Source organism: Amycolatopsis pretoriensis (assembly GCF_900107925.1).
Taxonomy (GTDB): Bacteria; Actinomycetota; Actinomycetes; order Mycobacteriales; family Pseudonocardiaceae; genus Amycolatopsis; species Amycolatopsis pretoriensis.
Genome location: NZ_FNUJ01000004.1, coordinates 660930 through 685143, shown reverse-complemented (window position 1 = coordinate 685143; position 24214 = coordinate 660930). Strand labels below are relative to the sequence as shown.

The window sequence follows — 24214 nt, the reverse complement described above, 5'->3', positions numbered from 1 at the left end:
ACGCTGGGCTCATGAGTGTCGTGAAGATCAACGCGATCGAGGTTCCCGAAGGCGCCGGCCCCGAGCTGGAGAAGCGGTTCGCCGCGCGGATGCACTCCGTCGACCAGCAGCCCGGCTTCCTCGGCTTCGAACTGCTGCGCCCGGTGTCCGGCGAGACGCGCTACTTCGTCTACACCAAGTGGGACACCGAAGAGGCCTACCAGGCGTGGGCCAAGGGCGGCCCGGCCGCGGCGGCGCACTCCGGCGAGCGCGCCAAGCCCGTGTCCACCGGTGCCAACCTGCTGGAATTCGAGGTCGTTCTCGGTTCGAAGCCGGGTGAGTGACGCCCTTGAACGGGCCGCGGAGCTCCTGAACGGCGCCGGCGCGCTGCTGATCTGCGCCGGCGCCGGGATGGGCGTCGACTCCGGGCTGCCGGACTTCCGCGGCGGCGAAGGGTTTTGGCGCGCCTACCCGCCGTACGCCCGGCTCGGGCTGCGGTTCGAGGAGCTGGCCGACCCGCGCCACTTCGCCGACGACCCCGAGCTGGCCTGGGGTTTCTACGGCCACCGGCTCGACCTGTACCGGAAAACCGTGCCCCACGAAGGTTTCCGGTTACTGCTCGGCTTCGCGCCGTCCGTGCGCGTGTTCACGTCCAATGTGGACAGACAGTTCCAGAAGGCGGGTTTCGAGCACGTCGCCGAGGCGCACGGCTCGATCCACCACCTGCAGTGCCTCAACCGCTGTTCCGACGACATCTGGCCCACCGACGTCGAAGTCGCCATCGACGAAGACACCATGCGCGCGGTGCCGCCACTGCCGTCGTGCCCGCGGTGCGGCGGGCTCGCGCGGCCCAACATCCTGATGTTCGGGGACTTCGACTGGGTCCCGGACCGCAGCCAGGCCCAGCTCGACGAGCTGACGGCGTGGCGCCGGACCGCGCGTGACCTCGTGGTGGTGGAACTCGGCGCGGGCCAGGCGGTCCCGACGGTCCGCCGCTACAGCGAACTGGCCAGCGCGGCGACCGGCGCGCTGATCCGCATCAACCCGCGAGAGCCGGAGATCCGCCACAACCGAGGCGTCTCGATCCCGGCCGGCGCCCTGGAAACGCTGCGAGCCCTCGTCACGGCAACCTGACTTCGGCGAACACCGCCCGGTGGTCGCTGCCCGCCACGTCGAACACGCGGTAGTCCTGGACCGCCGCCCGGTTGTCGACCACCACGTGGTCGATCGTCACCACCGGGGACGACGACGGCCACGTCGGCGTCAACCCCGCGCCGCGCTCCTCCGCCGCGTCGTTGTAGCCGCGGGAGAGCACCGTGCGGAACGCCGCGTGATCGAGCGTCGCGTTGAAGTCGCCCGCCAGGATGCGCAGGCCGTGCTCGCCCGCCGCGCGGGACAAGTCCTTGATCTCGCGCTCCCACGCCCGCGTGTCGACGTCCGGGGAGATCGGGTGGACGGCGACGATCTCCGCCACCACGCCGTCGCCGAGGTCGGCCTGCGCGCCCGGCTGCTTGGCCGCCGAATCACCCGTCAGGTTGACCTCCTTCAGCGGGAAGCGCGACACGATCCCCGAACCGAACGCGCCCGGCGCGGGGTGCAGCACCCGGTAAGGCAGCAGCTGGAACAGCCCGGCGGCGGTCAGCCCGTCGACCACCCGCGGCGTCATTTCGACCAGGTTCAGCACGTCGATGCGCTGCTCACGCACCAGATCGACGACGGCCTTCGGGTCCGCCTGGCCGTAGAGCAGGTTCGAGGCGAGCACGCGCAGTGTCTTCCCGTGCACTTCGCGCTGATCGCTCGCCGACAGCCGCGGCACGACCAGGACGGCCAGCGCGATCGTCAGCACCAGCGCGATCCCGCCGACCCACCAGCGCCGCAAGGCCAGCGCCAGCCCGCCGAGCAGCAGGCCCGCGACCGCCACGAACGGCGTCAGCGACAACGCGACCAGCGTGTACCAGTCGCCGTCGTAGCCGATCAGGCGCAGCGCGGCCAGTCCGGCCAGCGGCACCAGCGGCACCACCAACAGGGCCGTGACCAGCGGTTTCTTCCGCCGGACGCGCGTCTCTTCCGCAACGGTCATGTGCCGAGTATGCCGAGCCCACCGCGGCGCGGCCCGAGCACCGACAACTCCTCCACAAGATCTCCACCAGCGGCTGCCAGCGCCTGCCAGCGCGCTGTGCGCGTGCTGCCAGCGCGTCCGGTCAAAGTGTCCCCAGAACGCGACAGTGAAGGAGGACGCCCATGTCGCACGCGATCCAGGCCGAGGGCCTGGTCAAACACTTCGGGGACACCAAGGCACTGGACGGGGTGGACCTCGAGGTCCCGTTCGGACAGGTCGTGGGGGTGCTCGGCCCGAACGGCGCCGGCAAGACGACCGCCGTCCGGATCCTGGCCACCCTGATGAAACCGGACGCCGGCAGAGCCACCGTCGGCGGCTTCGACGTCGTCACCGACCCCGTACGGGTCCGCAGCCTGATCGGGCTCACCGGGCAGTACGCGTCGGTCGACGAGGACCTCAACGGCATCGAGAACCTCGTCCTCATCGGACGGTTGTACGGCCACTCCCGCGCCCAGTCCAAAGCCCGCGCGATCGAACTGATCGAGCGGTTCGAGCTGACCAAGGCGGCCAAGCGGCCGGTCCGGACCTACTCCGGCGGCATGCGGCGGCGGATCGACCTCGCCGCCAGCCTCGTCGGCCGGCCCGAGGTGCTCTACCTCGACGAACCGACCACCGGACTCGACCCGCACGCCCGCAACGAAGTCTGGGACGTCGTCCGCACCCTCGTCGCCGAGGGCGCGACGGTGCTGCTGACCACGCAGTACCTCGAAGAGGCCGACCAGCTGGCCGACAAGATCACCGTGTTCGACCACGGCCGCGTCGTCGCCGACGGCCGCGCCGACGAGCTCAAGCGCCGCGTCGGCGGCCAGACGCTGCAGGTCCGGCCGACCCAGCTGTCCGACATGGAGGCCGTCAACCGGATCCTCGGCGACCTCACCGGCGTCCGGCCGAGCCGCGACGACGCGACCGGCCTGCTCACCGCGCCGGTCAACGACCCCGTCCTGCTGTCCACTTTGGTCCGCAAGCTGGACGAAGCCGGGATCACCGCCGACGAGCTGGCGCTGCGGCTGCCCAGCCTCGACGAGGTGTTCCTCGCCCTGACCGGGCACACCGCCGAACAGTCCACTGAGAACAAGACCCTCGAAGGGAGCCTCGCATGACGACGCTGGCGCTCGACCGCCCGGCTCCGCCCCGGCACATCAGCCCCGCCAAGGGGTTCCAGCACGCGCTTTCCCTGGCGTGGCGCGGCATCCTGAAGATCCGCAAGAACCCCGAACAGCTCGCCGACGTCACCCTGATGCCGATCATCTTCCTGGTGATGTTCGTGTACCTGTTCGGCGGCGCGCTGTCCGGCTCGACCGACGCCTACCTGCAGATGGTCGTGCCCGGCATCATCGTGATGAACATCCTGCAGGCGTGCCTCACCGTGGGCACCAACCTCAACACCGACATCACCAAGGGCGTGTTCGACCGGTTCCGCAGCATGCCGATCGCCCGGTCGGCCCCGCTGATCGGCGCGGTGCTCGCCGACGTCGTCCGCTACGTCGTCTGCCTGACCGTGCTGATGGTCGTCGCGACGATCATGGGCTACCGGATCGCGACCAGTCCCGGCGAGTTCGTCGTGGCGATCCTGCTGGCGCTCGCGTTCGGGCTGTGCTTCTGCTGGGGCTCGGTGTTCGTCGGCATGCTGATGAAGTCGCCGGGCTCGGCGCAGGCGCTGATGTTCGTCTTCATCATGCCGCTCACGTTCGGCAGCAACGTGTTCGTCCAGACGTCCACGATGCCGGGGTGGCTGCGGGCGTGGGCGGACATCAGCCCGGTCAGCCTGATGGCGGACGCGCTGCGCGGCCTGATGAACGGCGGCGCCGTCGCCGGGCCGCTCGCCGGGGCGCTCGCCTGGATGGCCGGCGCGGTCGTCGTGTTCTTCCCGCTGGCGACTTGGGCTTACCGCCGGCGGGTCTGAAAAGGCGCGCGACACGGGGGTGACCCGCGCCAGGGGGAGCTGAAGGGCACCTTCCTTGCATCTGATGCGAGGAAGGTGCCCTTCAGCGCGTCCCATGCACTGAAGGTGCCCTTCAGCCGATTTCGGCCAGGAGCCACGCGATCGTGTCCTTTTTGGACACCGCATGGGACTCCTCGTAGCGGGAGTCGTAGTCCGGCAGCGCCGCACGCAGCTCCTCGATCAACGCCCGCACCTCCGGGCTGCCGAGGTCGAGCCGCCCGCGGACGACGGCGGAAGCCGCGAGCACCCGCGTGGCCTGCTCGGGACGGCCCTGCGCCGCGCGCACCATCGCCAGCAGTTCCACCGACCCGGCCAGGTCCGGCATGTCACCGCGGCGGTTCGTCGCCCGGATCGCGATGGCCACGTGGGATTCGGCTTCGTCCGGGCGGCCCTCGGCCAGCAGGATCCGGGCTTCGAACGCGTGGATGAACTCGTCGCCGATCCCGCCGGGGAACCAGTCCTCGCCCCCGAACGCGGCGACGCGGTCGAGCAGCGTCCGCGCTTCGGCCAGCTCGCCGGTGCGCAGCAACAGTTCCAGGCGCCCGAACATCAGGATGGCTCGCTGCTGCGGGTTCGTGATGCCTTCGCCGTAGCGCTCCGCCGCCTCCTGGTCACGCCACGCGCCGGCGAAGTCCCCGGTCCGCGCCCGCTCGACGGACAGCCGCCACCAGTGCTGCACGGCGTCCTCGTGCGAACGCAGCTCCATCGACAGCGCCAGGCCCTGCTGGTAGATCTCGATGGCCTCCGCGCTCTTGCCGTCCTGCGACAGCGCGTAACCCTTGAAGCTCAACGTCATCGCGGTGCCCCAGCGGTCGCCGACCTCGGCGAACCCGGCGTGGGCCAGGTCGCGTGCGCGGTCCGCGCCCTCGACGTCACCGGCGTCGTCGAGCAGGAAGCTCTCCACCCAGTGGCCGCCGGCCCGGGTCCACGGGTCCGGGTGCCGCGCGGCCCGGTGCACCTCGCGCACGGCGATTTCGCGGTCGCCGCCGAGGAAGGCCAGCATCGGCAGGGCCACCGCGAGCCCGGGGTAGCGGTCCACGGCGTCGGTGCGCACGCATTCGTCGACCAGCCGCAGGATCTCGGCCTGGTCCGAGCGCACCGGGACCGCGTCCATGAGGTAGATCAGCGCGTGGTAGGCCGCCGACACCGGCGGCGGCAGGCGGTCGCCGAACTCGAGGGTCTCCCGCAGCAGCGCGCCGACCCGCCCGCCCTGGCCGAGGATGGTGAGGTACCAGAACATCCCGTCCAGCAACGCGACCGCGTTGTCCACATCGGACATCTCGATCGCGCCGCGCAGGGCCGCGATCATGTTGTCGCTCTCGGCCTCGAACGCGTCGATCGCCTTCAGCTGCTCGGCGGTGCGCAGCGTCGGCTCCAGCCCCTGCGCGAGGTCGGCGTAGTACGCCGCCATCGTCCGGCGCGACCGGTCGTGCTCGCCCGACTCGATCAGCCGCTCGGTGGCGTACGCGCGCAGCGTTTCCAGCATCCGGTACCGGGGCTCGCCACGGCCGCTCTCGACGGTGTCCACAATGGACTTCTCGACCAGGCTGCCGAGGACGTACGGGACGTCGCCGGCGGACAGGTGCTCGTCCACGCAGACGGCCTCGATCGCCTCCAGCTCGGCGCCGCCGGCGAACACCGCGAGCCGCCGGGCCAGCACCAGCTCGGCCTCGGTCAGCAGGTCCCAGCTCCACTCGACGACCGCGCGCAGCGTCCGCTGCCGCGGCAGGGCCGTGCGGCTGCCCGAGGTCAGCAGCCGGAACCGGTCGCCGAGCCGCCCGGCGATCTGCGCCACGGTCATCGACCGCAGCCGCGCCGCGGCCAGCTCCAGCGCGAGCGGCATCCCGTCGAGCCGGCGGCAGATCTCGCCGACCTGGTCCACAGTGGACTCGTCGAGCACGAAGTCGGGGCGGACGGCGGCCGCTCGGTCGAGGAACAGCCGCGTCGAGTCGAGCTCGGCGGCCTCCGCGGGCGCGGCGCGTTCGGCGGGCACCGGCAACGGACCGAGCGGGCACAACGCCTCGCCGGTGATCGCGAGCGGCTCCCGGCTGGTGGCGAGGATCCGCAGCCGCGGCGCCCGCTGCAGCAGCTCGTCGGCCAGCCGGGCGGCGGCGTCGACGACGTGCTCGCAGTTGTCCAGCACCAGCAGCGCTTCCGCGCCGCCGAGCACCTCGACGGCCTGCTCGACGGGGTCCAGCGGCCGGCGGATCTCGGTGTCGGTGCTGCGGATGTCCCGGATCTCCAGCGCGCCGAGCAGCGCGCCGCCGAGGTCGTCGGGGTCGCGGACGCCGGCCAGCGCGGCGAACCAGACCCGGCCCTGCTGGTGCGCCGGGTGCCGCGACGCCGCTTCGGTGGACAGCCGCGTCTTGCCGGCGCCACCGGGTCCGGTCAGGGTGACCAGCCGGGCGCCGCCGAGCAGCTCGGCCAGCAGCTTGAGCTCGTCGTCGCGGCCGATGAACGAGGTGAGCCGGGTCGGCAGCCGGTCGGTCACCGGTGACGGCGGCGCGAACTCCCCGCGCAGCGCGGCGAGGTGGATCTCCTGCAGCTCGGCCGACGGGTCGACGCCGAGCTGGTCGGCCAGCGTGCGGCGGATGCCGGAGTAGACGCCCAGCGCCTCCGACTGCCGCCCGGCCGCGCAGAGCGCGCGGATCCGCAGCCCGGCGAGGCGCTCGCGCAACGGATCGGCGTCGGCCGCGGCGGTCAGGTCGGCGAGAACGGTGGCGTGCTCGCCCAGCCGGATCAGGGCGTCGAAGCGGTCTTCGGCCGCCTCGGCCCGCAGCTCGGTGAGGCGGCGGGCGGGCGCCGGCGCGAAGGGCGCGTCGAGGACGTCGGCGAGCGCGCCGCCCTGCCACAGCGTGAGGGCCTCGGCGAGCAGCTCGGCCGCGTAGGCGTCCCGGCCCGCGGCCAGCTCGCGGCGGCCGTCGGCGGCGAGCCGCTCGAAGCGCTCGGCGTCGACGTCTTCGCGGGCCACGGCGAGCCGGTAGCCACCGGGCCCGGATTCGACCGGCACCGGCAGGGCTTTGCGCAGCCGCGAGACCAGCGACTGCAGGGCGTTGGCGGCGTCGGCGGGCGGCTCACCACCCCAAAGACCGTCGACGAGCGCGTCGGCCGGGACGGCGCGCCCGGCGTCCAGCGCGAGCCGGGCCAGGAGCATGCGGAGGCGGGCGCCGCCGATGTCGATCGGCGTGCCGTCGTCGTTCACCGCCCGCAGCGGGCCCAGCAGCGCAACGCGCATGTGTCCAGCTTTCCAGACGACGCCCGGGCAGCGGGGCGGGCCGACGGAAGTGCTGATTATCCGGACAAAAACGACGCAACCCCTTCGAACCATGCAGCCGGGCCGATACGTTGCAGGCGAGGTCCATCCGATACGGACAGGAGCGTTCATGAGGGGACAGAAACCGGCCGTGGTCGCGGCCGCTGTGATCGCCAGCCTCTGCCTCGGCACCGGCGTGGCCGCGGCGGGCGACGGCTGGGGCCCGGCGCGGCCCGGCAGCGACGGTGCCGGGGACAGCTACTACCCGCAGGACGGCAACGGGGGCTACGACGTCGCCGATTACAACCTCAAGGTCACCTACGACCCCGCGTCGCACCAGCTCACCGGGCTCCAGGACATCGCCGCGCGCGCGACCCAGTCGCTCAGCTCGTTCAACCTGGACCTGCGCGGCCTGACGGTCGACTCGGTGAAGGTCGACGGCCGCGACGCGAAGTTCAGCAGGACTGGGGATCACGAACTCGTCATCACGCCGTCGCGCACGCTGCGGCGAGGACAGAAATTCGAGGTCAAGGTCGCCTACCACGGGGTGCCGGCGCCGATCAACGACCCGTCGCTCGGCAACAACGGCTGGCAGTACGCCCAGGCGGGCGGCGCGTTCGCCGCCGGCGAGCCGAAGTCGGCGACCACCTGGTACCCGGTCAACGACACCCCGCTCGACAAGGCCACCTTCCACCTCGCGATCACCGTGCCCGACGAGTGGGGCGTGATCGCGAACGGCCGCGAGAAGCCGTCGATCAAGACGCCGAACGGCACCACGCACGTCTGGGCCGAGGAAACGCCGATCGTGCCGTACATGACGACGGTCGCGATCGACAAGTGGACCTTCGACCGGCAGAAGCGCAAGGACGGGACGCCGATCATCAGCGCGTTCGCGCCGGGCGTCCCCGACTCGACGAAGCAGGCCGAAGCGCGGCTGCCGGAGATCCTCGACTTCCTCGAGTCGAAGTTCGGCAAGTACCCGATCGACGCGGCGGGCGGCATCTTCCTCAACGAGCAGATCGGCTTCTCGCTGGAGACGATGAGCCGGCCGATCTACTCGGCGGGCTGGGCCGGCACGGTGCCGACGATCGTCCACGAGAACGCCCACCAGTGGTACGGCGACTCGGTGGCCGTGGCGCACTGGAAGGACGTCTGCCTCAACGAGTGCTTCGCGTCCTACGCGACGTGGCTCTGGGACGAGGGCAAGGAAGGCGTCGACCTGAACAAGCAGTACGCGGACAACGTCAAGAAGGCGTCGACGGCGTTCTGGAACGGCAAGCTGTACGACATGGGCGCCGGCAACGAGTTCACGTACGTGTACTCCAAGGGCCCGATGATGCTGCACGCGCTGCGCAACTACGTCGGTGAGCAGGCGTTCTCCCGGGTCCTGAAGACCTGGCCGGCGCTGCACCGCAACGGGAACGCGAGCATGCAGGAGTTCCAGCGGTACACCGAGCTCGTCGCGCACAAGAACCTGCAGGGGTTCTTCGACGCGTGGGTGTACGGCGCCGGCAAGCCCGCGGACCAGTACCTGTTCCCGGGTGGGCTGAAGCCCGCCGCCTGACCGATCCGTGGCACGTCCGTGAATGGCACATTGAGGGACTTAGAGTCCCTCAATGTGCCATTCACGGCTTTCGGAGGTGGGCATGGCCAGAGTGTTGATGACGGGGTTCGCGCCGTTCGGCGGCGAGCCGGTGAACCCGTCGTGGCAGGCGGTTTCGCTGCTCGGCGCGCGCCGCGACGACGTCGCCGCGGTCGAGCTGCCGTGCGAGTTCGCCGCGTCGCTGCCGGCGTTGCGCGCGGCTTTCCTCGAACACCGGCCATCGCTGGTGGTGTGCGTCGGCCAGGCGGGCGGCCGGCTCGAGGTGACCCCGGAGCGCGTCGCGATCAACCTGGTCGACGCCCGCATCCCGGACAACGCGGGCGAGCAGCCGGTGGACGTCCCGGTGGTCCCGGACAGCCCGGCGGCGTACTTCACGACACTGCCGGTGAAGGCGTGCGTGGCGGCGATCCGTGAGGCGAGGGTGCCGGCTTCGGTATCCCACACGGCGGGGACGTACGTGTGCAACCAGGTGTTCTACGGGTTGATGCACCTGCTGGCGGAGTTCCCGGGGGTACGCGGCGGGTTCGTGCACGTCCCGTTCAGCCCGGAGCAGGTCGCGGCGTCGGGGAAGGCCGCGCCGTCGCTGGGGGTGGACCGAATCGCGCACGCGCTGGAAGCGTTGGCGGACACCGCTTTGGCGACGACGGAGGACCTGGCGGTCTCCGCGGGCGCGGAGCATTGACCATGATCGTGATCTGACGCACACCACCTCCGAATCCCCCTGGCGGGCGACCGAACGGTGTTTACATGTCGGGACGCCTGCCCGGAAGAAGAGGTGAACGATGATCGGGTTCGAGACCGACCTGCAGGATCTCCGCGACTCCGCTCGCGCGCTGGGGAGCGCCGCCGATGCCGCGGAAACCGCGTCGAGCGGCCTGCGCGGGACCGATGTCCCGGTGTCGTCGGACGGGGGCGGGATCTTCGGTGGCATCACCGGGATGCTGCCCGTCCAGAACGCCTTCGGCCGGACGCTGGGGATGCCGGCCGTCGCCAAGGCCTACAACGACCACCTGACGAAGATCCAGAAGCTGGTCGCGCAGCTGCACCAGACCACCGCCGACACCAGCCACGCGCTGATGCGGGTCGCGGAACTGTACGAAAAGGCCGACGAGAACTCGAAGCAGCACGTCAACCGCGCAGCCGCGGGCCTGGAAGCGAACTGAGGGAACCAATGGACGGCTACTTCGACACCGGCCTCGACGCCGAACCGATGTCCAGCGGCGACGATCGCCGCGCCGAGCTCCTCGACGGGATTTCCGAGGACCTCAAGGAGGGCGCGAACGACGCCCTGGACGCCATCGACGTGCTCCGGACGACCGACTTCCTGTTGTTCGGCTTCGACAGCTCCAACGAGAACGTCCGGAAGATGCAGGACGAGATCGCCGGCGTCTACCGCGAGTTCTCCGACGCCGACATCGACCACGAGTCGGCGTCCGGCCTGCAGCACCTGATCATGAACCACGACGCCGTCTGGAAGCAGCTGCAGCGCGACGCGAAGCCGAAGCTCGACGACGCCCGGCAGTTCCTCGAGGTCTGGCGCGGCCAGGCGGCGAACGCCGTCAAGGCCTACCTGAACGACCTGGCCGACACCTTCACCCAGGTCGAAACCAAGATCACCGTGCTGGAAAGCGACCTCGTCGCGGCGCGCGAGGCCATCGCGTCGGCCCGGCAGGACCTGAACAACCTCGGCTCGACGTTCAAGCAGACGGCGGAGGACTACAAGAAGGACCAGGACCGCAAGCGCGAGGGAGCGGCGTCGAAGGTGCTCGCGGCGACGTTCGCGGGCGCGGTCACCGGGCTGCTCGCCGTCGCCACCGGCGGCGCGGGCGCCGCGGCGGGCGCGTCGATCTTCACCGCCGCCAACGGCGCGCTGGTCGCCGGCAACGCCGCGGGCGGCGCGATCACCGCGGTGGTCGCCAACCAGGCGGAGATCAAGGGCGACAACGCCATGGACCTGTACAGCAGCTTCATGGACAGCGCGGGCAAGATCCGTGACGGCGCCGGAGAAGCGGCCCAGACGCTCGCGGACCGCATCGGCGACGAGGCCGTCGACCTGCCGGCGATCCCCGACGCGCCGGACGTCAGCCCGGGGTCGAGCTTCGACCCGGACAACTTCGAAACCGACCACACTTCGCGTCAGACCGAGAAGAACGTGCGCGACGCGAACGTCGACATCGCGCCGGACGGGCAGGTGTCGAGCGGCGCGACGCACATCGGGAGGCTGGATGGCTGACCGCGAAGCCCTCCTGGCCGAGCTGTCCGCGCTGTCGGCGACGGCGACGTCTGCCGACGGCGCCGTTTCGCTGTCGGTCAACACCGACGGCGTGCTGACCCGGCTGCAGCTCACCGACGCCGTCGCCGGGATGGCGCCGGCCGAGATCGCGGACGTCGTGCTGCGGACGTACAACGACGCGCAGCAGGAGTCGGCGAAGCGGACGGGACAGCTGCTGGCCCAGGTCGGTACCGGCGGCTACCTGATGGACCGGCTGCGCTGGCGGGTTCAGTTCGAGCCGGTTTTCTTGCCCGCGCCCGTTCCTGCTGTTCCTTCGCCCGCCCCGGACGACGTCGTGCTGAAGGACCGGTCTTCGGACGCCGCCCCCGCGGCGCCGCCGGCCGGACCGGTCGGGGACGACGACTGGTACGACAAGGGAATGCGGCTCGGCAAGGCCTGGTGAGTCAGGACGGCTTGACCGCGCGGGTGAAGCCGGCGACCAGCTCGTCGAGGTGGCTGGGCTGGTCCGGCACGTAGGACGCGACCACCCGCTGCCCGTCCACACCGAAGATCAACATCGACGATTTCTTGCCCGCACTGGCGACGTAGTGGCCGTGCAGCCCGCCGCCGTCCCAGGTGCCGCGGCCGACGGCGCTCTCGAGAGACACCAGGTGCACGTTCACCTCGAACTCGTCGACGGTCACGCCCTGGTAGTAGCCGACGATGCCGCCCGCGAACTCGCACATGACCGTGGCCTGGAGACCCAGCAGCTGGGCGGTGTGGTCATCCTCCCGGCAGGTGCTCCGGTCCGGTACCGAGCCGGCCAGTGAGCGCAGGCAGGGGGTGAACCCGGCCCGGTCGCGGTGCGCCGTCGACGTGCAGTCCGGCGCGGCCTGCGCGGCCCCGGCGCGGCTGACGAGCACGACGACGGTGGCCACGACCGCCGCGACCACCAGCAGGACGAGCGCGAGGAACCACGGTTTGCGTTTCCGGCGAGGCGGCGGTGGCGCGGGCCGGGCGGGTTGCTGTTGCTGTTGCTGTTGCCACGCCTGGGGCCGCGGCGGCGGCACGGGCGGGCGGACCGGCGCGAACGCGGGCACGGTGAGGTCGGCGGCGTTGCCCAGCGGGACGTGGTGCAGCCCGAAGGCCACGGCGGTTTCCGGCTGGTCCTGCGTGGTCGGCACGACGCCGAGCTGACGCGCGAGGAGCGTCGCCAGCAGCGGCATCCGGCTCGGCCCGCCGACGAGGTGGACGCCGGCGAGCTGCGCGGGGGTCAGCCCGGCCCGGCGGATCGTCGCGCCGAGCAGTTCGGCGCTGCGGAGCAGGCTGGGCCGCACGAGCGCTTCGAGCTCGTCCCGGCTGACCAGGACGTCACCGAACGGCTCGGGCATCGGCACGTGGGTCTGGGGGTGGCGGGAGAGGCTTTCCTTGGCGTCCCGGACGTCCTGCAGCAGCGCACGCCGGAGCCGGCGGTCGGCGGTGGACTGCGGGCGCAGCAGCCGTTGCCACTGCGCGGGATCGGCGTGCGAGACCGACCGTCCGATGTGGACGAGCAGTGCCTGGTCGATGTCGAGGCTGCCGAGGTCGGGCAGGCCGTCCTCGGCGAGCACGACGAAGCCCTGCCGCGTCACGCCGACGACGGCGCAGTCGAAGGTGCCGGCCCCGAGGTCGTAGACGCCGATGGGCCCGGAGTGGTGGTGGCCGGCACTGGCGTAGTGCGCGGCGGCGGCCACCGGTTCCGGGATCAGCCGGACGTCACCGAGCCCGGCTTTGGCGGCGGCGGTCCGGACGACGTCCTGCCGGGTGCCGCCCCAGCCGGCGGGGTGCGAGATCCGCGTCTGCGCGGGCGGCCGGCCGAGCTGCCGTCCGGCTTCCTCGCCGATCCGCCGCAGAACGGCGGCGAAGGCGTCGGTGACCTCGACTTTCACGCCACCGAGGTCCAGGGTGCCTTCATCGATGCGCCGCTTGGGGTTGGGTTCGAAGCGGCTGGGATCGAGCCGGGCCTGCCGCTCGGCGTCCTGGCCGACGATGAGGAGCCCGTCGTCGTGGACGAAGACGGCGGAGGACATGGTGACGGACCCGTCGACTTCGATGGCCCGCGGACCGCGCCCGAAGGCGGAGAGGACCCCGACGGTGCTGGAAGTCCCGAAGTCGATCGACAGCACATCCACGGCGGTTCCCTCCCAAGCCCCGCGGGCATCGTCTCACGGGCTGGGGGTACGGCTCCGCTCAGGCGCAGACGTCCCGCTCGGCGGCCGAGACGGTGACATCGCGATCATCGAAATCCGCGACGACCCGCATCCGGCCGCCGAGTGCGGTGATGTAGCGGCGGAGGGTGTCCAGCTCCATCTGGCCGGGATCACCTTGCTCGAGCTGGCTGATCCGGGGCTGGCTCACGCCCATCCGCTTCGCGAGCTCGGTCTGGCTGATACCGGCGTCCTCCCGGAGCTGAGCCAGGCGGAACCCGAGCACGTAGGCCTCGGTGGCCTCACGCGCGGCGGCACGAGCAGCCTCGACGTCCCGGCCGGCCGCTCGGTCGACAGCCGCCTTGTCCGCCTTGACGGCCTTCCAGGTTCGGCTCATCTCCTCAGCGCTCCTCTCCGTGCGTCAGGTGGTCGCGGAAGCGACGCTCCGCGATCGGGATGTTCTGGTCGTACCAGCCTTTCCAGTTCCCGGCCTTGTCGCCGGCGACCAGGAGCACGGCTTTTCGTATCGGGTCGAAGGCGAACAGGATCCTGATTTCGCTGCTTCCGGCCGACGCTGGTCGTAGCTCCTTCAAGTTGTGCAGACTCGAACCCTTCACTCGGTCGACCAACGGGCGTCCGAGACGAGGGCCTTCACGAGCGAGAAGGTCGATCGCCTCCTCGACCCGGTCCGCGGAGACCGGATCTTCGCGGCACAGGCCGACGAACCACCGGTCAACCTCGTCGTGAAGCTCGATCTCCCACACCATCTCGGCGACTATAATGTACGCCTTATAGCCAGATCTCGCCAGACACCAGAAGGGCGGCTCCCCCACGGGAGAACCGCCCTTCGGACGAACCGACTCAGCCGATCACTCGTTCTCGGCTTCGCCGCTCTGCTCTTCGTGGCCCGCGCCGATGCTGACCGGCGGGGCGTCCGGGACCGACGACGGCTTGCGCTCACCGCGGAAGGTGAACCGGGCCTGGTCGTCCTTGTCCTCGGGGTTGCCGCTCCAGCCTTCGACGTCGACCAGGATGATCTGACCCGGCTCGACCTCGCCGAACAGGATCTTCTCCGACAGCTGGTCCTCGATCTCGCGCTGGATAGTGCGGCGCAGCGGCCGCGCGCCCAGCACCGGGTCGAACCCGCGCTTGGCCAGCAGCGACTTCGCCTTCGCCGTGAGCTCCAGCTCCATGTCCTTCGCGCGGAGCTGGGTCTCGACCCGGCCGATCATCAGGTCGACCATCATGATGATCTGTTCCTGCGTCAGCTGGTGGAACACGATGATGTCATCGATCCGGTTCAGGAACTCCGGGCGGAAATGCTTCTTCATTTCCTCGTTGACCTTCTGCTTCATCTTCTCGTACCGGGTGCCGGTGTCGTTGGACCCGGCGAACCCGAGCGAGACGGACTTCGAGATGTCCGACGTGCCCAGGTTGGACGTGAAGATGAGGACCGTGTTCTTGAAGTCGACCGTGCGGCCCTGACCGTCGGTCAGGCGGCCGTCCTCCAGCACCTGCAGGAGCGTGTTGTAGATCTCCTGGTGCGCCTTCTCGATCTCGTCGAACAGCACCACCGAGAACGGCTTGCGCCGCACCTTCTCGGTCAGCTGGCCGCCCTCTTCGTAGCCGACGTAGCCCGGAGGGGCACCGAAGAGCCGCGAAGCGGTGTAGCGGTCGTGGAACTCACCCATGTCGATCTGGATGAGCGCGTCGTCCTCGCCGAACAGGAACGAGGCCAGCGCCTTGGACAGCTCGGTCTTACCCACACCGGACGGGCCGGCGAAGATGAACGAGCCCGACGGGCGCTTCGGGTCCTTCAGACCGGCGCGCGTACGGCGGATCGCCTGCGAGACGGCCTTGACCGCGTCCTCCTGGCCGATGATGCGCTTGTGGAGCTCGTCCTCCATGCGCAGCAGCCGGGTGGTCTCCTCCTCGGTCAGCTTGAACACCGGGATGCCGGTCCAGTTGGCCAGCACCTCCGCGATCTGCTCGTCGTCGACCTCGGCGACGACGTCGAGGTCGCCGTCCTTCCACTGCTTCTCCCGCTCGCCCTTCTGGCCGAGGAGGGTCTTCTCCTCGTCACGCAGGCGGGCGGCCCGCTCGAAGTCCTGCGCGTCGATCGCGGACTCCTTGTCGCGGCGGACGTTCGCGATCTTCTCGTCGAACTCGCGCAGGTCCGGCGGCGCGGTCATCCGGCGGATGCGCATCCGGGCGCCGGCCTCGTCGATCAGGTCGATCGCCTTGTCCGGGAGGAACCGGTCGTTGATGTACCGGTCCGCCAGGGTCGCGGCGGCGACCAGCGCCGAGTCGGTGATCGAGACGCGGTGGTGCGCCTCATACCGGTCGCGCAGGCCCTTGAGGATCTCGATCGTGTGCTCCAGCGACGGCTCGCCGACCTGGATCGGCTGGAACCGGCGCTCGAGGGCGGCGTCCTTCTCGATGTACTTGCGGTACTCCTCGAGCGTGGTCGCGCCGATCGTCTGCAGCTCACCGCGGGCGAGCATCGGCTTCAGGATCGAAGCCGCGTCGATCGCGCCCTCGGCGGCACCCGCCCCGACGAGCGTGTGCAGCTCGTCGATGAACAGGATGATGTCGCCGCGGGTCTTGATCTCCTTGAGCACCTTCTTCAGGCGCTCCTCGAAGTCACCGCGGTAGCGGGAGCCGGCGACCAGCGAGCCCAGGTCCAGCGTGTAGAGCTGCTTGTCCTTGAGCGTCTCGGGCACCTCGCCCTTGACGATGCTCTGCGCGAGGCCTTCGACGACGGCGGTCTTGCCGACGCCGGGCTCGCCGATGAGCACCGGGTTGTTCTTGGTCCGGCGGGACAGCACCTGCATGACCCGCTCGATCTCCTTGCCGCGCCCGATGACCGGGTCGAGCTTGCCCTCGCGGGCGAGCACGGTCATGTTGCGGCCGAACTGGTCCAGGACCAGCGACGACGACGGAGTGCCCTCGCCGCGACCGCCGGAACCGGTCTCGGTGGACTCCTTGCCCTGGTAGCCCGAGAGCAGCTGCAGCACCTGCTGGCGGACCCGGTTGAGGTCCGCACCCAGCTTGACCAGGACCTGCGCGGCGACGCCCTCGCCCTCGCGGATCAGGCCGAGCAGGATGTGCTCGGTGCCGATGTAGTTGTGGCCGAGCTGCAGCGCTTCGCGCAGCGACAGCTCCAGCACCTTCTTCGCCCGCGGCGTGAAGGGGATGTGCCCGCTCGGGGCCTGCTGGCCCTGGCCGATGATCTCCTCGACCTGCTGGCGGACACCCTCCAGCGCGATACCCAGCGACTCCAGCGCCTTGGCGGCGACACCCTCACCCTCGTGGATCAGACCCAGGAGGATGTGCTCGGTGCCGATGTAGTTGTGGTTGAGCATCCTGGCCTCTTCTTGAGCCAGGACGACCACCCGCCTCGCGCGGTCGGTGAACCTCTCAAACATGTGCACTCCCTCGACTGCTGCGCCGGCGGCCCGTTTCCATCGTGCTTTCACCGCGATGGATTCAGCACCGTGAGACCACTCTAGTAGCCAAGCCGTCGCGCTGGCGTACCACTACGGCTCTTCGTGGCCTTTTCCGCACCCGGACGTGGGGTCTGCCGGGTGCTTCCATCTTCAGGTTGCCCTGCACCTTTACGTCAACCCCAACGTGCGACCGGCCACCCGGATTCCGCCGTTCGCGCGGTGTCCGCTCACCGCGAACAGTCCGCAACCTGGGAGTGACCGGGGTGACAGCCACCCGATCGGCGCAATCCGTTAGGTTAGGCACGCCTAAGGAGGACGTCGTGACGCAGCCGAGCACCCGCGAGACAGCCGACGGCCTCGCGCCGTCCCTGCGGCGGCTCGACCTGCGGCGGGACGTGCCCGCGGGCGGGCTCCGCTGTTCGACGGCCTTGGGCGGCTTCCTGGGCGAGTGGCGCACGCGCCTGACCGGCTGGCTGCGGCGCGAGTACGGCGAGGCCCCGCCCCGGACCGCCGACGCGTACCTGGTCGCGTGGTACCTGGACGTCCCGGCCCGGATCGGCGCGCTGCTGCTGCACCACGAGCGGCGGGTGCCCTCGCTCCGGCCCGCGGACCTGGCCTTCCGTCTCGGTACCGGTCAGCCCTACCCGGAGGCGCCGGCGGTGCTCGGCGACGAGTTCTGCTGCCTGCCGACCGACCCGGCGTCGGCCACCCCGGGCGCGACGGTGGTCCGCGACGAGCGGGCCCTGGCGGCGGTCCTCCGGGCGCGCTACACGGCGCACGCGGCCGAGTTCGTCCAGGCGTACAGGCCCCACAGCCCCTTCGGCCGCCGGACGCTCTGGGCCGCGGCGACGGACGCCTTGGAGAGCGCCCTGTGGGGAGCGGGCCGGACCCCGGAGACCGAGGGCGCGGCCGTCGCGGACGCGGCCCTGGTGCTCGACGCGCGCTACCCGCCGCTGACGTCGGCCTCGACGTTGCGCCTGGCGAACCGCCAGTGGACCCGGCGGCGCGAGAGCTGCTGCTTTTCGTACTTGCTCCCGGCGGAGTCCGAGTGCGACGGCTGCCCACGCACCTGCGCCCGGTAGCCCCAGACCCCTCGGATGCCCCCGGCCGTCCCTGACAGGACTGCTGCAAGGGTCGCGGCCCAGGCCGGTGACCGGCTCGCCGGATGTCTTGAAAGGCTCATTCAGGGCTTGGGAGGTCCTGAATGACTCGTTCAAGACCTTTGCCGAGCCGCCCGCACGTGAGTCGAGGAGGTGGCCGCCGCGGCCCGAGGCTGGTTGCCAAGGCCTTGACCCCTCAAACAGCCCCCGCCCGTCCCTGGGGGGCGTCCCCGTCCCAGTCTATCGCCCCCCCCGGCAAAACCGGCCGATCGCCGCCCGAGCACCGAAGTTGCCCACATCCGAGCACCCCTGTGGACAACCGTCAGGCGGTCCAAGCCGGATCCCGCCCCGAAGCACCGAGAGCCCGCTCCAACGGCGAAGCTCCCTCCGAAACCACCACAGCCTCCCCGTAAACACCCATCGACCGCGCCTGCTCACCCATGGCCACCGCGGACTCGTACACCGCCGTCGCCGCCTCGGGTGCGCAGCGCAGCTCCTGCCCGCTCGCCCGGGCCAGGTCCCAGCCGTGCAGGACGAACTCGCCCAGCACCATGTCGCCGACCACCGCCGCCGGCAGCTCGGCCGTTCCCAGCGCCGTCATGCCCTCCCACACCGATGGTGTCCCGAAGACGTCCACCAGCGTCTCCGTCTGCTTCTCCAGCGCCGCCCGCCAGTCCTCGGTCACCAGACCGGCGGAAGCCTCGGGGGCCGACGGCACCGGCGGGTCCTCGCGGCGGCCCGCGGCGAGGAGCCACGGGCCCCAGTACAAGAGGTGGTTCAGCAACCCGCGAACGTCGTAGCCCGCGCACGGCGTAGGAGTGGACAGGTCGGTCACCGCGTGGGCGACCCGGAGGAACTCGGCCGCGGCGGGCCGGACGAGCGAGGCGGTCATCCCGCGATCCAACCCGGCGACCGCCGGGCCGTCTTGAAGGAACGCGACAGCTACCGTGGGCACGTGGGCGAGCACCGGATCCCGCGCGGCATCGTGGCCGAGGCCACCGCGCGCACGATGTTCACGCTCAACCGCTACGCACCGGCGCCCGAGCTGGCGGACTTCGTCGACTACCACTGGGTGCTGCACTGGGACCTGCGCGGCAAACCGGCCCACGACCAGCGCGTCCTGCCGAACCTCGCGGTGCACGTGACGTTCTTCCCCGGCGCGTCCGGCGTCTACGGACCGGCGCACGACGTCTTTTCCCACCGCCTCGAAGGCCGCGTCCAAGGCTTGGGTGTGCGTTTCCGGCCCGGGTGCTTCCGCGCGTTCCTCGATGCCCCGGTGAGTGACATCACCGACCGCGCTGTCCCGCTCGCGGACGTTTTCGGTCCTAAGGCGATCGAAGCCGCGGAATCGGTGCAGAACGCGGCCGGCGACGAGCCAATGGTCCGCGCGATCGACAACTTGCTGATCGCAAATCCCGTCGTGCTCTCACCGGCCGCGAGGCGGGCCGCCGAGGCCGTGGAATCAATCGCACGAGATCCCGGAATTACCCGGGTGGCGCAACTGTGCGCGGATACTGGACTAACCACCCGGTCCGTACAGCGGTTGTTCGCCGAACACGTCGGGTGCACCCCCAAGTGGGCGATCCGGATTTACCGGCTCAACGACGCCGCGCAACGGATCACCACTCAAGGTGAGCCGGATTACGCCGGACTGGCGGATCGGCTGGGCTATAGCGACCAGTCGCACTTCATCCGCGATTTCCGGGCGGTGACGGGTGCGCCGCCCGCGGAGTACGCCCGGGCGGCGCGAGCGGACAGCGAACGGACACCGGACAGCGAACGGACATGAAGAAAGCCGCCGGGCGAATTCGCCCGGCGGCCTCGGCTGTACCCCGCTTCGAGGAGTTTCCGGCCGGCCCGGTGACCTGCGTGCACCCGGACCGGCGGAAGGGTCCTCAGTTCTTCTTGTGGTAGGCGTCGACGACCTCGGACGGGATCCGCCCCCGGTCCGAAACCGCGTAACCGTTCTTGCGCGCCCACGCCCGAATGGCCTGGTTCTGCTCGCGGTCGACGGCGGCCGGACGGGACGGTCCCTTGCCCGCGACCGGACGCACCGAAGCGCGCTTGCGGCCACCCGCGCGACGGGCGTGCTCGACGTACTGGGCGAGCGCGTCCCGCAGCTCCTCGGCGTTTTCCGAAGAGAGGTCGATCTGGTAGCTGACGCCGTCCAAACCGAACTCGACGGTCTCTTCCGCTTCGCTGCCGTCCAGGTCGTCGACCAGCGAGACGAGCACCTTCTGTGCCATCCGATTCCTCCTGCGGGGACTTGCGCAATGATCTGGTTACGGGGCGAGCCCCGGACAGAAGACTTTGTCTAGAACATTAGTACCCGCTTCTGGAGGACAGCGCAAATCTCATTGCGGTAAACGACACTGCCGGGTTATTCAGGTCGCACGAGCGGGAAGAGGATCGTCTCCCGGATACCGAGACCGGTCAGCGCCATCAGGAGCCGGTCGATCCCCATTCCGACACCGCCGCTGGGCGGCATTCCGTACTCCAGGGCGCGGAGGAAATCCTCGTCGAGCCGCATGGCTTCGCTATCACCCTGCGCGGCCAGCAGTGACTGTTCGGTGAGCCGTTCCCGTTCGACGACCGGATCGACCAGCTCGGAGTATCCGGTGGCGAGTTCGAATCCGCGCACGTAGAGGTCCCACTTCTCGGCGACGCCGGGCCGCGAGCGGTGCTGCCTCGTCAATGGCGACGTCTCCAGCGGAAAATCACGCACAAACGTGGGGGCGTGCAGGTGATCTCCGACGAGGTGTTCCCACAGTTCCTCGACGAGCTTCCCGTGCCCGAGCTTCGGATCCACTTCCAGGCCCCTGGCCTGCGCGAATCCGTGCAGTTTGGCGGCGGGTGTCTCCGGCGTCACCTCTTCGCCGAGGGAATCGGACAGCGACTCGTACATTCCGAGTGTGGTCCATTCGCCGGAGAGGTCGTACTCCGAACCGTCGGGCAGGGTGACCACCTGGGTGTCCAGCACCGCCTGCGCAGCCTCCTGGATCAGCTCGCGGGTCATCGCCGCATTGGTGTCGTAAGTGGCGTACGCCTCGTAGTACTCGAGCATCGCGAACTCCGGCGAGTGCGAGGAGTCACTGCCCTCGTTCCGGAAGTTGCGGTTGATCTCGAAGACCTTTTCGATGCCGCCGACGACGCAGCGCTTGAGGTAGAGCTCCGGCGCGATCCGCAGGAACAGCTCCATGTCGAACGCGTTCGACCGCGTGACGAACGGGCGGGCCGCGGCGCCGCCGTGCAGCGTCTGCAGCATCGGCGTCTCGACCTCGGTGAACCCGCGGCGGTGGAACGACTCCCGCAGCGACCGGACCACGCCGGCGCGCGTGCGCACGACGTCCCGCGCCTTCGGGCGCATGATGAGGTCGACGTAGCGCTGGCGGATCCGCGTCTCCTCGGCCAGGTCCTTGAAGGCGTTGGGCAGCGGGCGCAGCGCCTTCGACGTGATGCGCCACGCGTCGGCCATCACGGACAGCTCGCCGCGCTTCGAGGTGATGACCTCACCCTGCACGAACACGTGGTCGCCGAGGTCGACGTCGGACTTCCACGCCGCCAGCGCGTCCTCGCCGACCTTCGCCAGGCTGATCATGGCCTGCAGCTCGGTGCCGTCGCCCTCGCGGAGGCTCGCGAAGCACAGCTTGCCCGTGTTGCGCAGGAACATCACCCGGCCGGTGACGCCGACGGTCTCGCCGGTGGCGGTGTCGACGGGCAGCCCCTCGTGCGCCGCCCGCACCTCGGCGAGCGAGTGCGTCCGGGGTACCTCGACCGGGTAGGGATCGATACCCTCGGCGAGGATCCGGTCGCGCTTCTCCCGGCGCACCCGCATCTGCTCGGGCAGTTCGTCTTCGGCGGGCACGCTGGTGGAAGCGGGGTTTTCGGTCATGGCCCATAGGGTACGAACCCGGGTGCGCGCTACGCCAACCGGATTACCTTTCCTTTCCGTCCATTAACCTGGGCCGGGTGAGTGATCCCACGCGCGCCCGCCGGGCGGCTTCGTTCGGCAGCCGGGCGGCCGCATACGCCGAGCACCGGCCCGGCTACCCGCGGGAAGCGATCGAATGGGGCCTTTCGGGCGCTCGCGATGCACCGCGGCGCGTACTCGACCTGGGTGCCGGGACCGGCAAGCTCACCCTCGCCCTGACGGAGCTCGGGCTCGACGTCACAGCGGTCGAACCGGACCCGGAAATGCGCGCCGAACTGGGGCGCGTGGTGCCATCGGCGACGTCGCTGGCGGGCCGCGCGGAACGGATCCCGTTGCCCGACGCGGACGTCGACGCGGTATTCGTCGGCCAGGCGTTCCATTGGTTCGACGTGCCGGCGGCGATGACGGAGATCGCCCGCGTGCTGCGCCCGGGTGGCGTGCTGGTGCCGATGTGGAACTACGAAGACGATTCGGTGCCGTGGGTGGCGAAGTTCACCGAACTCGACCGCGAAGGTGCCCGCCGGCCGGCGGCCACGGAGGATTTGCGCGGGGTGGCGCACCCGGAGTTCGAACCGTTCGAAAGCGACCGGTTTCACCATGCGCAACGGCGCACGGCGGAGAGCCTGCTGGAAACGATCGGAACGTATTCGATGGTGATCGTCTCGGCACCGGAGGAGTCGGCGGCGCTGTTGACGAGGCTGCGCGAGTTCCTGGCGGCGAATCCGGCGACGGCGAGCGGCGAGTTCGACCTGCCATTGCTCACGTGGGGACTGCGCGCCCGTCGCCGTTGAGACATTTTTTGTCATGCTAACTTCGGAAGGGACCCCACCCGGGCGTCCCGGACGAGCGCGTCGTACCCGGTCAGGACAAGACGGCGCAGTGTGTACCAGCACTGCGAAAGGGTTGTCATGTCCTGGTTGGTCTTGGTGGTGTCCGGAATCCTGGAAACGGTCTGGGCGGCGGCCCTCAAGGGGTTCTTCAAGCCGGCTTCGGTGGCGACGTTCGTGGTCGCGCTGGTGTTGAGCATGAGCGGGCTGGGGTATGCGCTGCGGGAGATCCCGCTGGGGACGGGCTACGCGGTGTGGGTGGGCATCGGCACGATCGGCACGGCGCTGTACGGGATGGTCGTGCTCGGCGACTCGGTGACGGCGGCCCGGTTGACGTGTCTGGGGTTGATCGTCGCGGGTGTGGTCGGGTTGAAGATCCTGCCTTGACCTCGATCAAGCTGGAGGTTCCATACTGCGGGGATGAGCAGGAAATCGTTGGGACGAGCATTGATCTCGCTGACGTCACTCGTGACGGCCGTCGGTCCGTACCGTGCCGATTGGAACGAAACCCACGTCCACAACCCGGCTTGGCCGCCGCACGCGAAGTTCCACAACGGGCAGACGATGAGCCTCGGTCTCGCGCTGGGGGCGACGAGCCTGTGGCAGCTGTGGCGCCGGCCGTCGACCCGGGAGGGCCTCGACGCCGGGGCCGTCCTGGCGTCGCTGTACTGGCTGACGCAGATTTCCGCATTGGCCTACCCGGGCTCGAAGGCCGTGGATCCGCCCGGGACGAAGAAGTTTCCGCAGGCCAAGGTGGCCTTCCCAGCCCTGGCAGTGACGACCCTCGGGTACGCGCTCGAACGGCGCCGGCTAGCGCGAACCGGCAACGGGAACTAACCCCGGATGTTGCGCTCGTAGACCAACCGCAACCCCAGCAACGTCAGATCCGGCACGTGATCGGTGATCGTCTCGGACTCACCGATCACCAACGGCGCCAAACCCCCGGTCGCCAGCACCGCAACCGGTTCCGTGCCACCCGGCGACAGCTCGCGCACTATCCGCTTGACCAACCCGTCCACCTGCCCGGCGAATCCATACAAAATCCCGGACTGCAAGCACTCCACGGTGTTCTTGCCGATCACCGACCGCGGCGGGACCAGCTCGACCTTCCGCAACGCCGCCGCGCGCAACGCCAGCGCGTCCACCGAAATCTCGATGCCCGGGGCGAACGCGCCGCCCAGGAACTCGCCGCGGGCCGAGATCGCGTCCACGTTGGTCGACGTGCCGAAGTCGACCACCACGCACGCCGTCCCGCTGTGGAGGTGGTGCGCGGCCAGCGTGTTCGCCAGCCGGTCCGCGCCCACCTCCTTCGGGTTGTCCACCAGCAGCGCCACGCCCGTGCGGACGCCCGGCTCCACCACGATCTTCGGAACCGCCGCGTAGTACCGCGCAAGCATCACGCGCAGTTCGCGCAGGACCGCCGGCACCGTCGACAAAGCACTGATGCCGGACACGGAATCCGCGTGCGGGCCCAGCAGGCCGCGCACCGTCAACGCCAGCTCGTCGGCCGTGATGCGCGCGTCCGTGCGCATGCGCCAGTCGCCGACCAGGTCGTGGCCGGACCAGAGCCCCAGGACGATGTTCGTGTTGCCGACGTCGACGGTGAGCAGCAA

At 70.1% G+C, this 24214-nt stretch carries 24 protein-coding genes and 1 riboswitch; of the genes, 14 read left to right on the top strand and 10 right to left on the bottom strand.

Annotated elements, in window-relative coordinates; genetic code table 11:
- Window positions 1-11: 11 nt before the first annotated feature.
- Entirely contained in the window at window positions 12-323 is a 312-nt protein-coding gene (locus BLV96_RS20840; RefSeq protein WP_086674466.1) for an antibiotic biosynthesis monooxygenase family protein, read from the top strand.
- A complete protein-coding gene (locus tag BLV96_RS20835) occupies window positions 316-1113 on the top strand; it encodes an SIR2 family NAD-dependent protein deacylase (protein ID WP_208608284.1) in 798 nt (265 codons plus the stop codon). Before BLV96_RS20840 ends, BLV96_RS20835 begins: the two co-directional genes overlap by 8 nt.
- On the opposite strand, the gene BLV96_RS20830 is transcribed toward BLV96_RS20835, so the two are convergent.
- Window positions 1100-2059: an endonuclease/exonuclease/phosphatase family protein gene (locus BLV96_RS20830; RefSeq protein WP_086674465.1), complete on the bottom strand. Its 960-nt coding sequence runs from the start codon at window positions 2057-2059 to the stop codon at window positions 1100-1102. The genes BLV96_RS20835 and BLV96_RS20830 overlap by 14 nt on opposite strands.
- 161 nt (window positions 2060-2220) lie before the next feature.
- On the opposite strand from BLV96_RS20830, the gene BLV96_RS20825 reads away from it, so the two are divergent.
- Both BLV96_RS20825 and BLV96_RS20820 read left to right on the top strand, forming a co-directional pair.
- Window positions 2221-3198, top strand: coding sequence for an ATP-binding cassette domain-containing protein (locus BLV96_RS20825; RefSeq protein ID WP_086674464.1), 978 nt, complete (start codon window positions 2221-2223; stop codon window positions 3196-3198).
- Complete coding sequence (locus BLV96_RS20820) at window positions 3195-4001, top strand: ABC transporter permease (protein WP_086674463.1); 807 nt, start codon at window positions 3195-3197, stop codon at window positions 3999-4001. Before BLV96_RS20825 ends, BLV96_RS20820 begins: the two co-directional genes overlap by 4 nt.
- Before the next feature lie 112 nt (window positions 4002-4113).
- On the opposite strand, the gene BLV96_RS20815 is transcribed toward BLV96_RS20820, so the two are convergent.
- Window positions 4114-7275 carry an AfsR/SARP family transcriptional regulator gene (locus BLV96_RS20815; protein WP_086674462.1) on the bottom strand — a complete coding sequence of 1054 codons (3162 nt, stop codon included), beginning with the start codon at window positions 7273-7275 and terminating at the stop codon, window positions 4114-4116.
- Between the two features lie 148 nt (window positions 7276-7423).
- Between BLV96_RS20815 and BLV96_RS20810 the strand changes: the two genes are divergently transcribed.
- From BLV96_RS20810 to BLV96_RS20790, 5 genes are all read left to right on the top strand, one after another.
- Window positions 7424-8857 carry a M1 family metallopeptidase gene (locus tag BLV96_RS20810; protein WP_086674461.1) on the top strand — a complete coding sequence of 478 codons (1434 nt, stop codon included), beginning with the start codon at window positions 7424-7426 and terminating at the stop codon, window positions 8855-8857.
- 82 nt (window positions 8858-8939) lie between these two features.
- Window positions 8940-9578, top strand: a complete 639-nt coding sequence (pcp, locus tag BLV96_RS20805; protein WP_086674460.1) for a pyroglutamyl-peptidase I — start codon at window positions 8940-8942, stop codon at window positions 9576-9578.
- A gap of 100 nt (window positions 9579-9678) precedes the next feature.
- Entirely contained in the window at window positions 9679-10059 is a 381-nt protein-coding gene (locus tag BLV96_RS20800; RefSeq protein ID WP_086674459.1) for a hypothetical protein, read from the top strand.
- Window positions 10060-10067: 8 nt separating this feature from the next.
- On the top strand, window positions 10068-11129 hold the full coding sequence (locus tag BLV96_RS20795; protein ID WP_086674458.1) for a hypothetical protein: 1062 nt from the start codon (window positions 10068-10070) through the stop codon (window positions 11127-11129).
- Complete coding sequence (locus BLV96_RS20790) at window positions 11122-11571, top strand: YbaB/EbfC family nucleoid-associated protein (protein WP_086674457.1); 450 nt, start codon at window positions 11122-11124, stop codon at window positions 11569-11571. The genes BLV96_RS20795 and BLV96_RS20790 overlap by 8 nt, the downstream gene beginning before the upstream one ends.
- A 1-nt stretch (window position 11572) precedes the next feature.
- Here the strand turns inward: BLV96_RS20790 and BLV96_RS20785 are convergent, their stop codons facing one another.
- From BLV96_RS20785 to BLV96_RS20770, 4 genes are all read right to left on the bottom strand, one after another.
- Window positions 11573-13279, bottom strand: a complete 1707-nt coding sequence (locus BLV96_RS20785) for an Hsp70 family protein (protein WP_086674456.1) — start codon at window positions 13277-13279, stop codon at window positions 11573-11575.
- 58 nt (window positions 13280-13337) lie between these two features.
- Entirely contained in the window at window positions 13338-13691 is a 354-nt protein-coding gene (locus BLV96_RS20780) for a helix-turn-helix domain-containing protein (protein ID WP_091389402.1), read from the bottom strand.
- 4 nt (window positions 13692-13695) lie between these two features.
- Entirely contained in the window at window positions 13696-14061 is a 366-nt protein-coding gene (locus BLV96_RS20775; protein WP_086674455.1) for a type II toxin-antitoxin system RelE/ParE family toxin, read from the bottom strand.
- A gap of 102 nt (window positions 14062-14163) precedes the next feature.
- A complete protein-coding gene (locus tag BLV96_RS20770; RefSeq protein ID WP_086674454.1) occupies window positions 14164-16722 on the bottom strand; it encodes an ATP-dependent Clp protease ATP-binding subunit in 2559 nt (852 codons plus the stop codon).
- 341 nt (window positions 16723-17063) lie between these two features.
- Between BLV96_RS20770 and BLV96_RS20765 the strand changes: the two genes are divergently transcribed.
- Entirely contained in the window at window positions 17064-17825 is a 762-nt protein-coding gene (locus tag BLV96_RS20765) for a (2Fe-2S)-binding protein (RefSeq protein WP_086674453.1), read from the top strand.
- A gap of 340 nt (window positions 17826-18165) precedes the next feature.
- On the opposite strand, the gene BLV96_RS20760 is transcribed toward BLV96_RS20765, so the two are convergent.
- Entirely contained in the window at window positions 18166-18735 is a 570-nt protein-coding gene (locus tag BLV96_RS20760; protein ID WP_086674452.1) for a TIGR03086 family metal-binding protein, read from the bottom strand.
- A 33-nt stretch (window positions 18736-18768) separates the two neighbouring features.
- Here BLV96_RS20760 and BLV96_RS20755 point away from each other — a divergent pair, with 33 nt between their 5' ends.
- Window positions 18769-19632 (top strand): helix-turn-helix domain-containing protein, encoded by an 864-nt coding sequence (locus BLV96_RS20755; protein WP_086674581.1) that lies wholly within the window; start codon window positions 18769-18771, stop codon window positions 19630-19632.
- 106 nt (window positions 19633-19738) lie between these two features.
- Here the strand turns inward: BLV96_RS20755 and BLV96_RS20750 are convergent, their stop codons facing one another.
- A complete protein-coding gene (locus BLV96_RS20750) occupies window positions 19739-20089 on the bottom strand; it encodes a histone-like nucleoid-structuring protein Lsr2 (RefSeq protein WP_086674451.1) in 351 nt (116 codons plus the stop codon).
- Window positions 20090-20223: 134 nt separating this feature from the next.
- Window positions 20224-21735, bottom strand: a complete 1512-nt coding sequence (lysS, locus tag BLV96_RS20745) for a lysine--tRNA ligase (protein WP_086674450.1) — start codon at window positions 21733-21735, stop codon at window positions 20224-20226.
- A 77-nt stretch (window positions 21736-21812) separates the two neighbouring features.
- On the opposite strand from lysS, the gene BLV96_RS20740 reads away from it, so the two are divergent.
- The 3 genes from BLV96_RS20740 (at window position 21813) to BLV96_RS20730 (ending at window position 23438) form a co-directional block, all read left to right on the top strand.
- A complete protein-coding gene (locus tag BLV96_RS20740; protein WP_086674449.1) occupies window positions 21813-22565 on the top strand; it encodes a class I SAM-dependent methyltransferase in 753 nt (250 codons plus the stop codon).
- A 25-nt stretch (window positions 22566-22590) separates the two neighbouring features.
- A riboswitch (guanidine-III (ykkC-III) riboswitch) is annotated at window positions 22591-22655 on the top strand.
- A 27-nt stretch (window positions 22656-22682) separates the two neighbouring features.
- Window positions 22683-22988, top strand: a complete 306-nt coding sequence (locus BLV96_RS20735) for a DMT family transporter (protein WP_086674580.1) — start codon at window positions 22683-22685, stop codon at window positions 22986-22988.
- Window positions 22989-23021: 33 nt separating this feature from the next.
- Window positions 23022-23438, top strand: a complete 417-nt coding sequence (locus BLV96_RS20730) for a DUF6640 family protein (RefSeq protein ID WP_167379661.1) — start codon at window positions 23022-23024, stop codon at window positions 23436-23438.
- On the opposite strand, the gene BLV96_RS20725 is transcribed toward BLV96_RS20730, so the two are convergent.
- The gene (locus tag BLV96_RS20725; protein ID WP_086674447.1) at window positions 23435-24214 is read right to left on the bottom strand and encodes a type III pantothenate kinase; all 780 of its coding nucleotides are present in this window, start codon (window positions 24212-24214) and stop codon (window positions 23435-23437) included. The genes BLV96_RS20730 and BLV96_RS20725 overlap by 4 nt on opposite strands.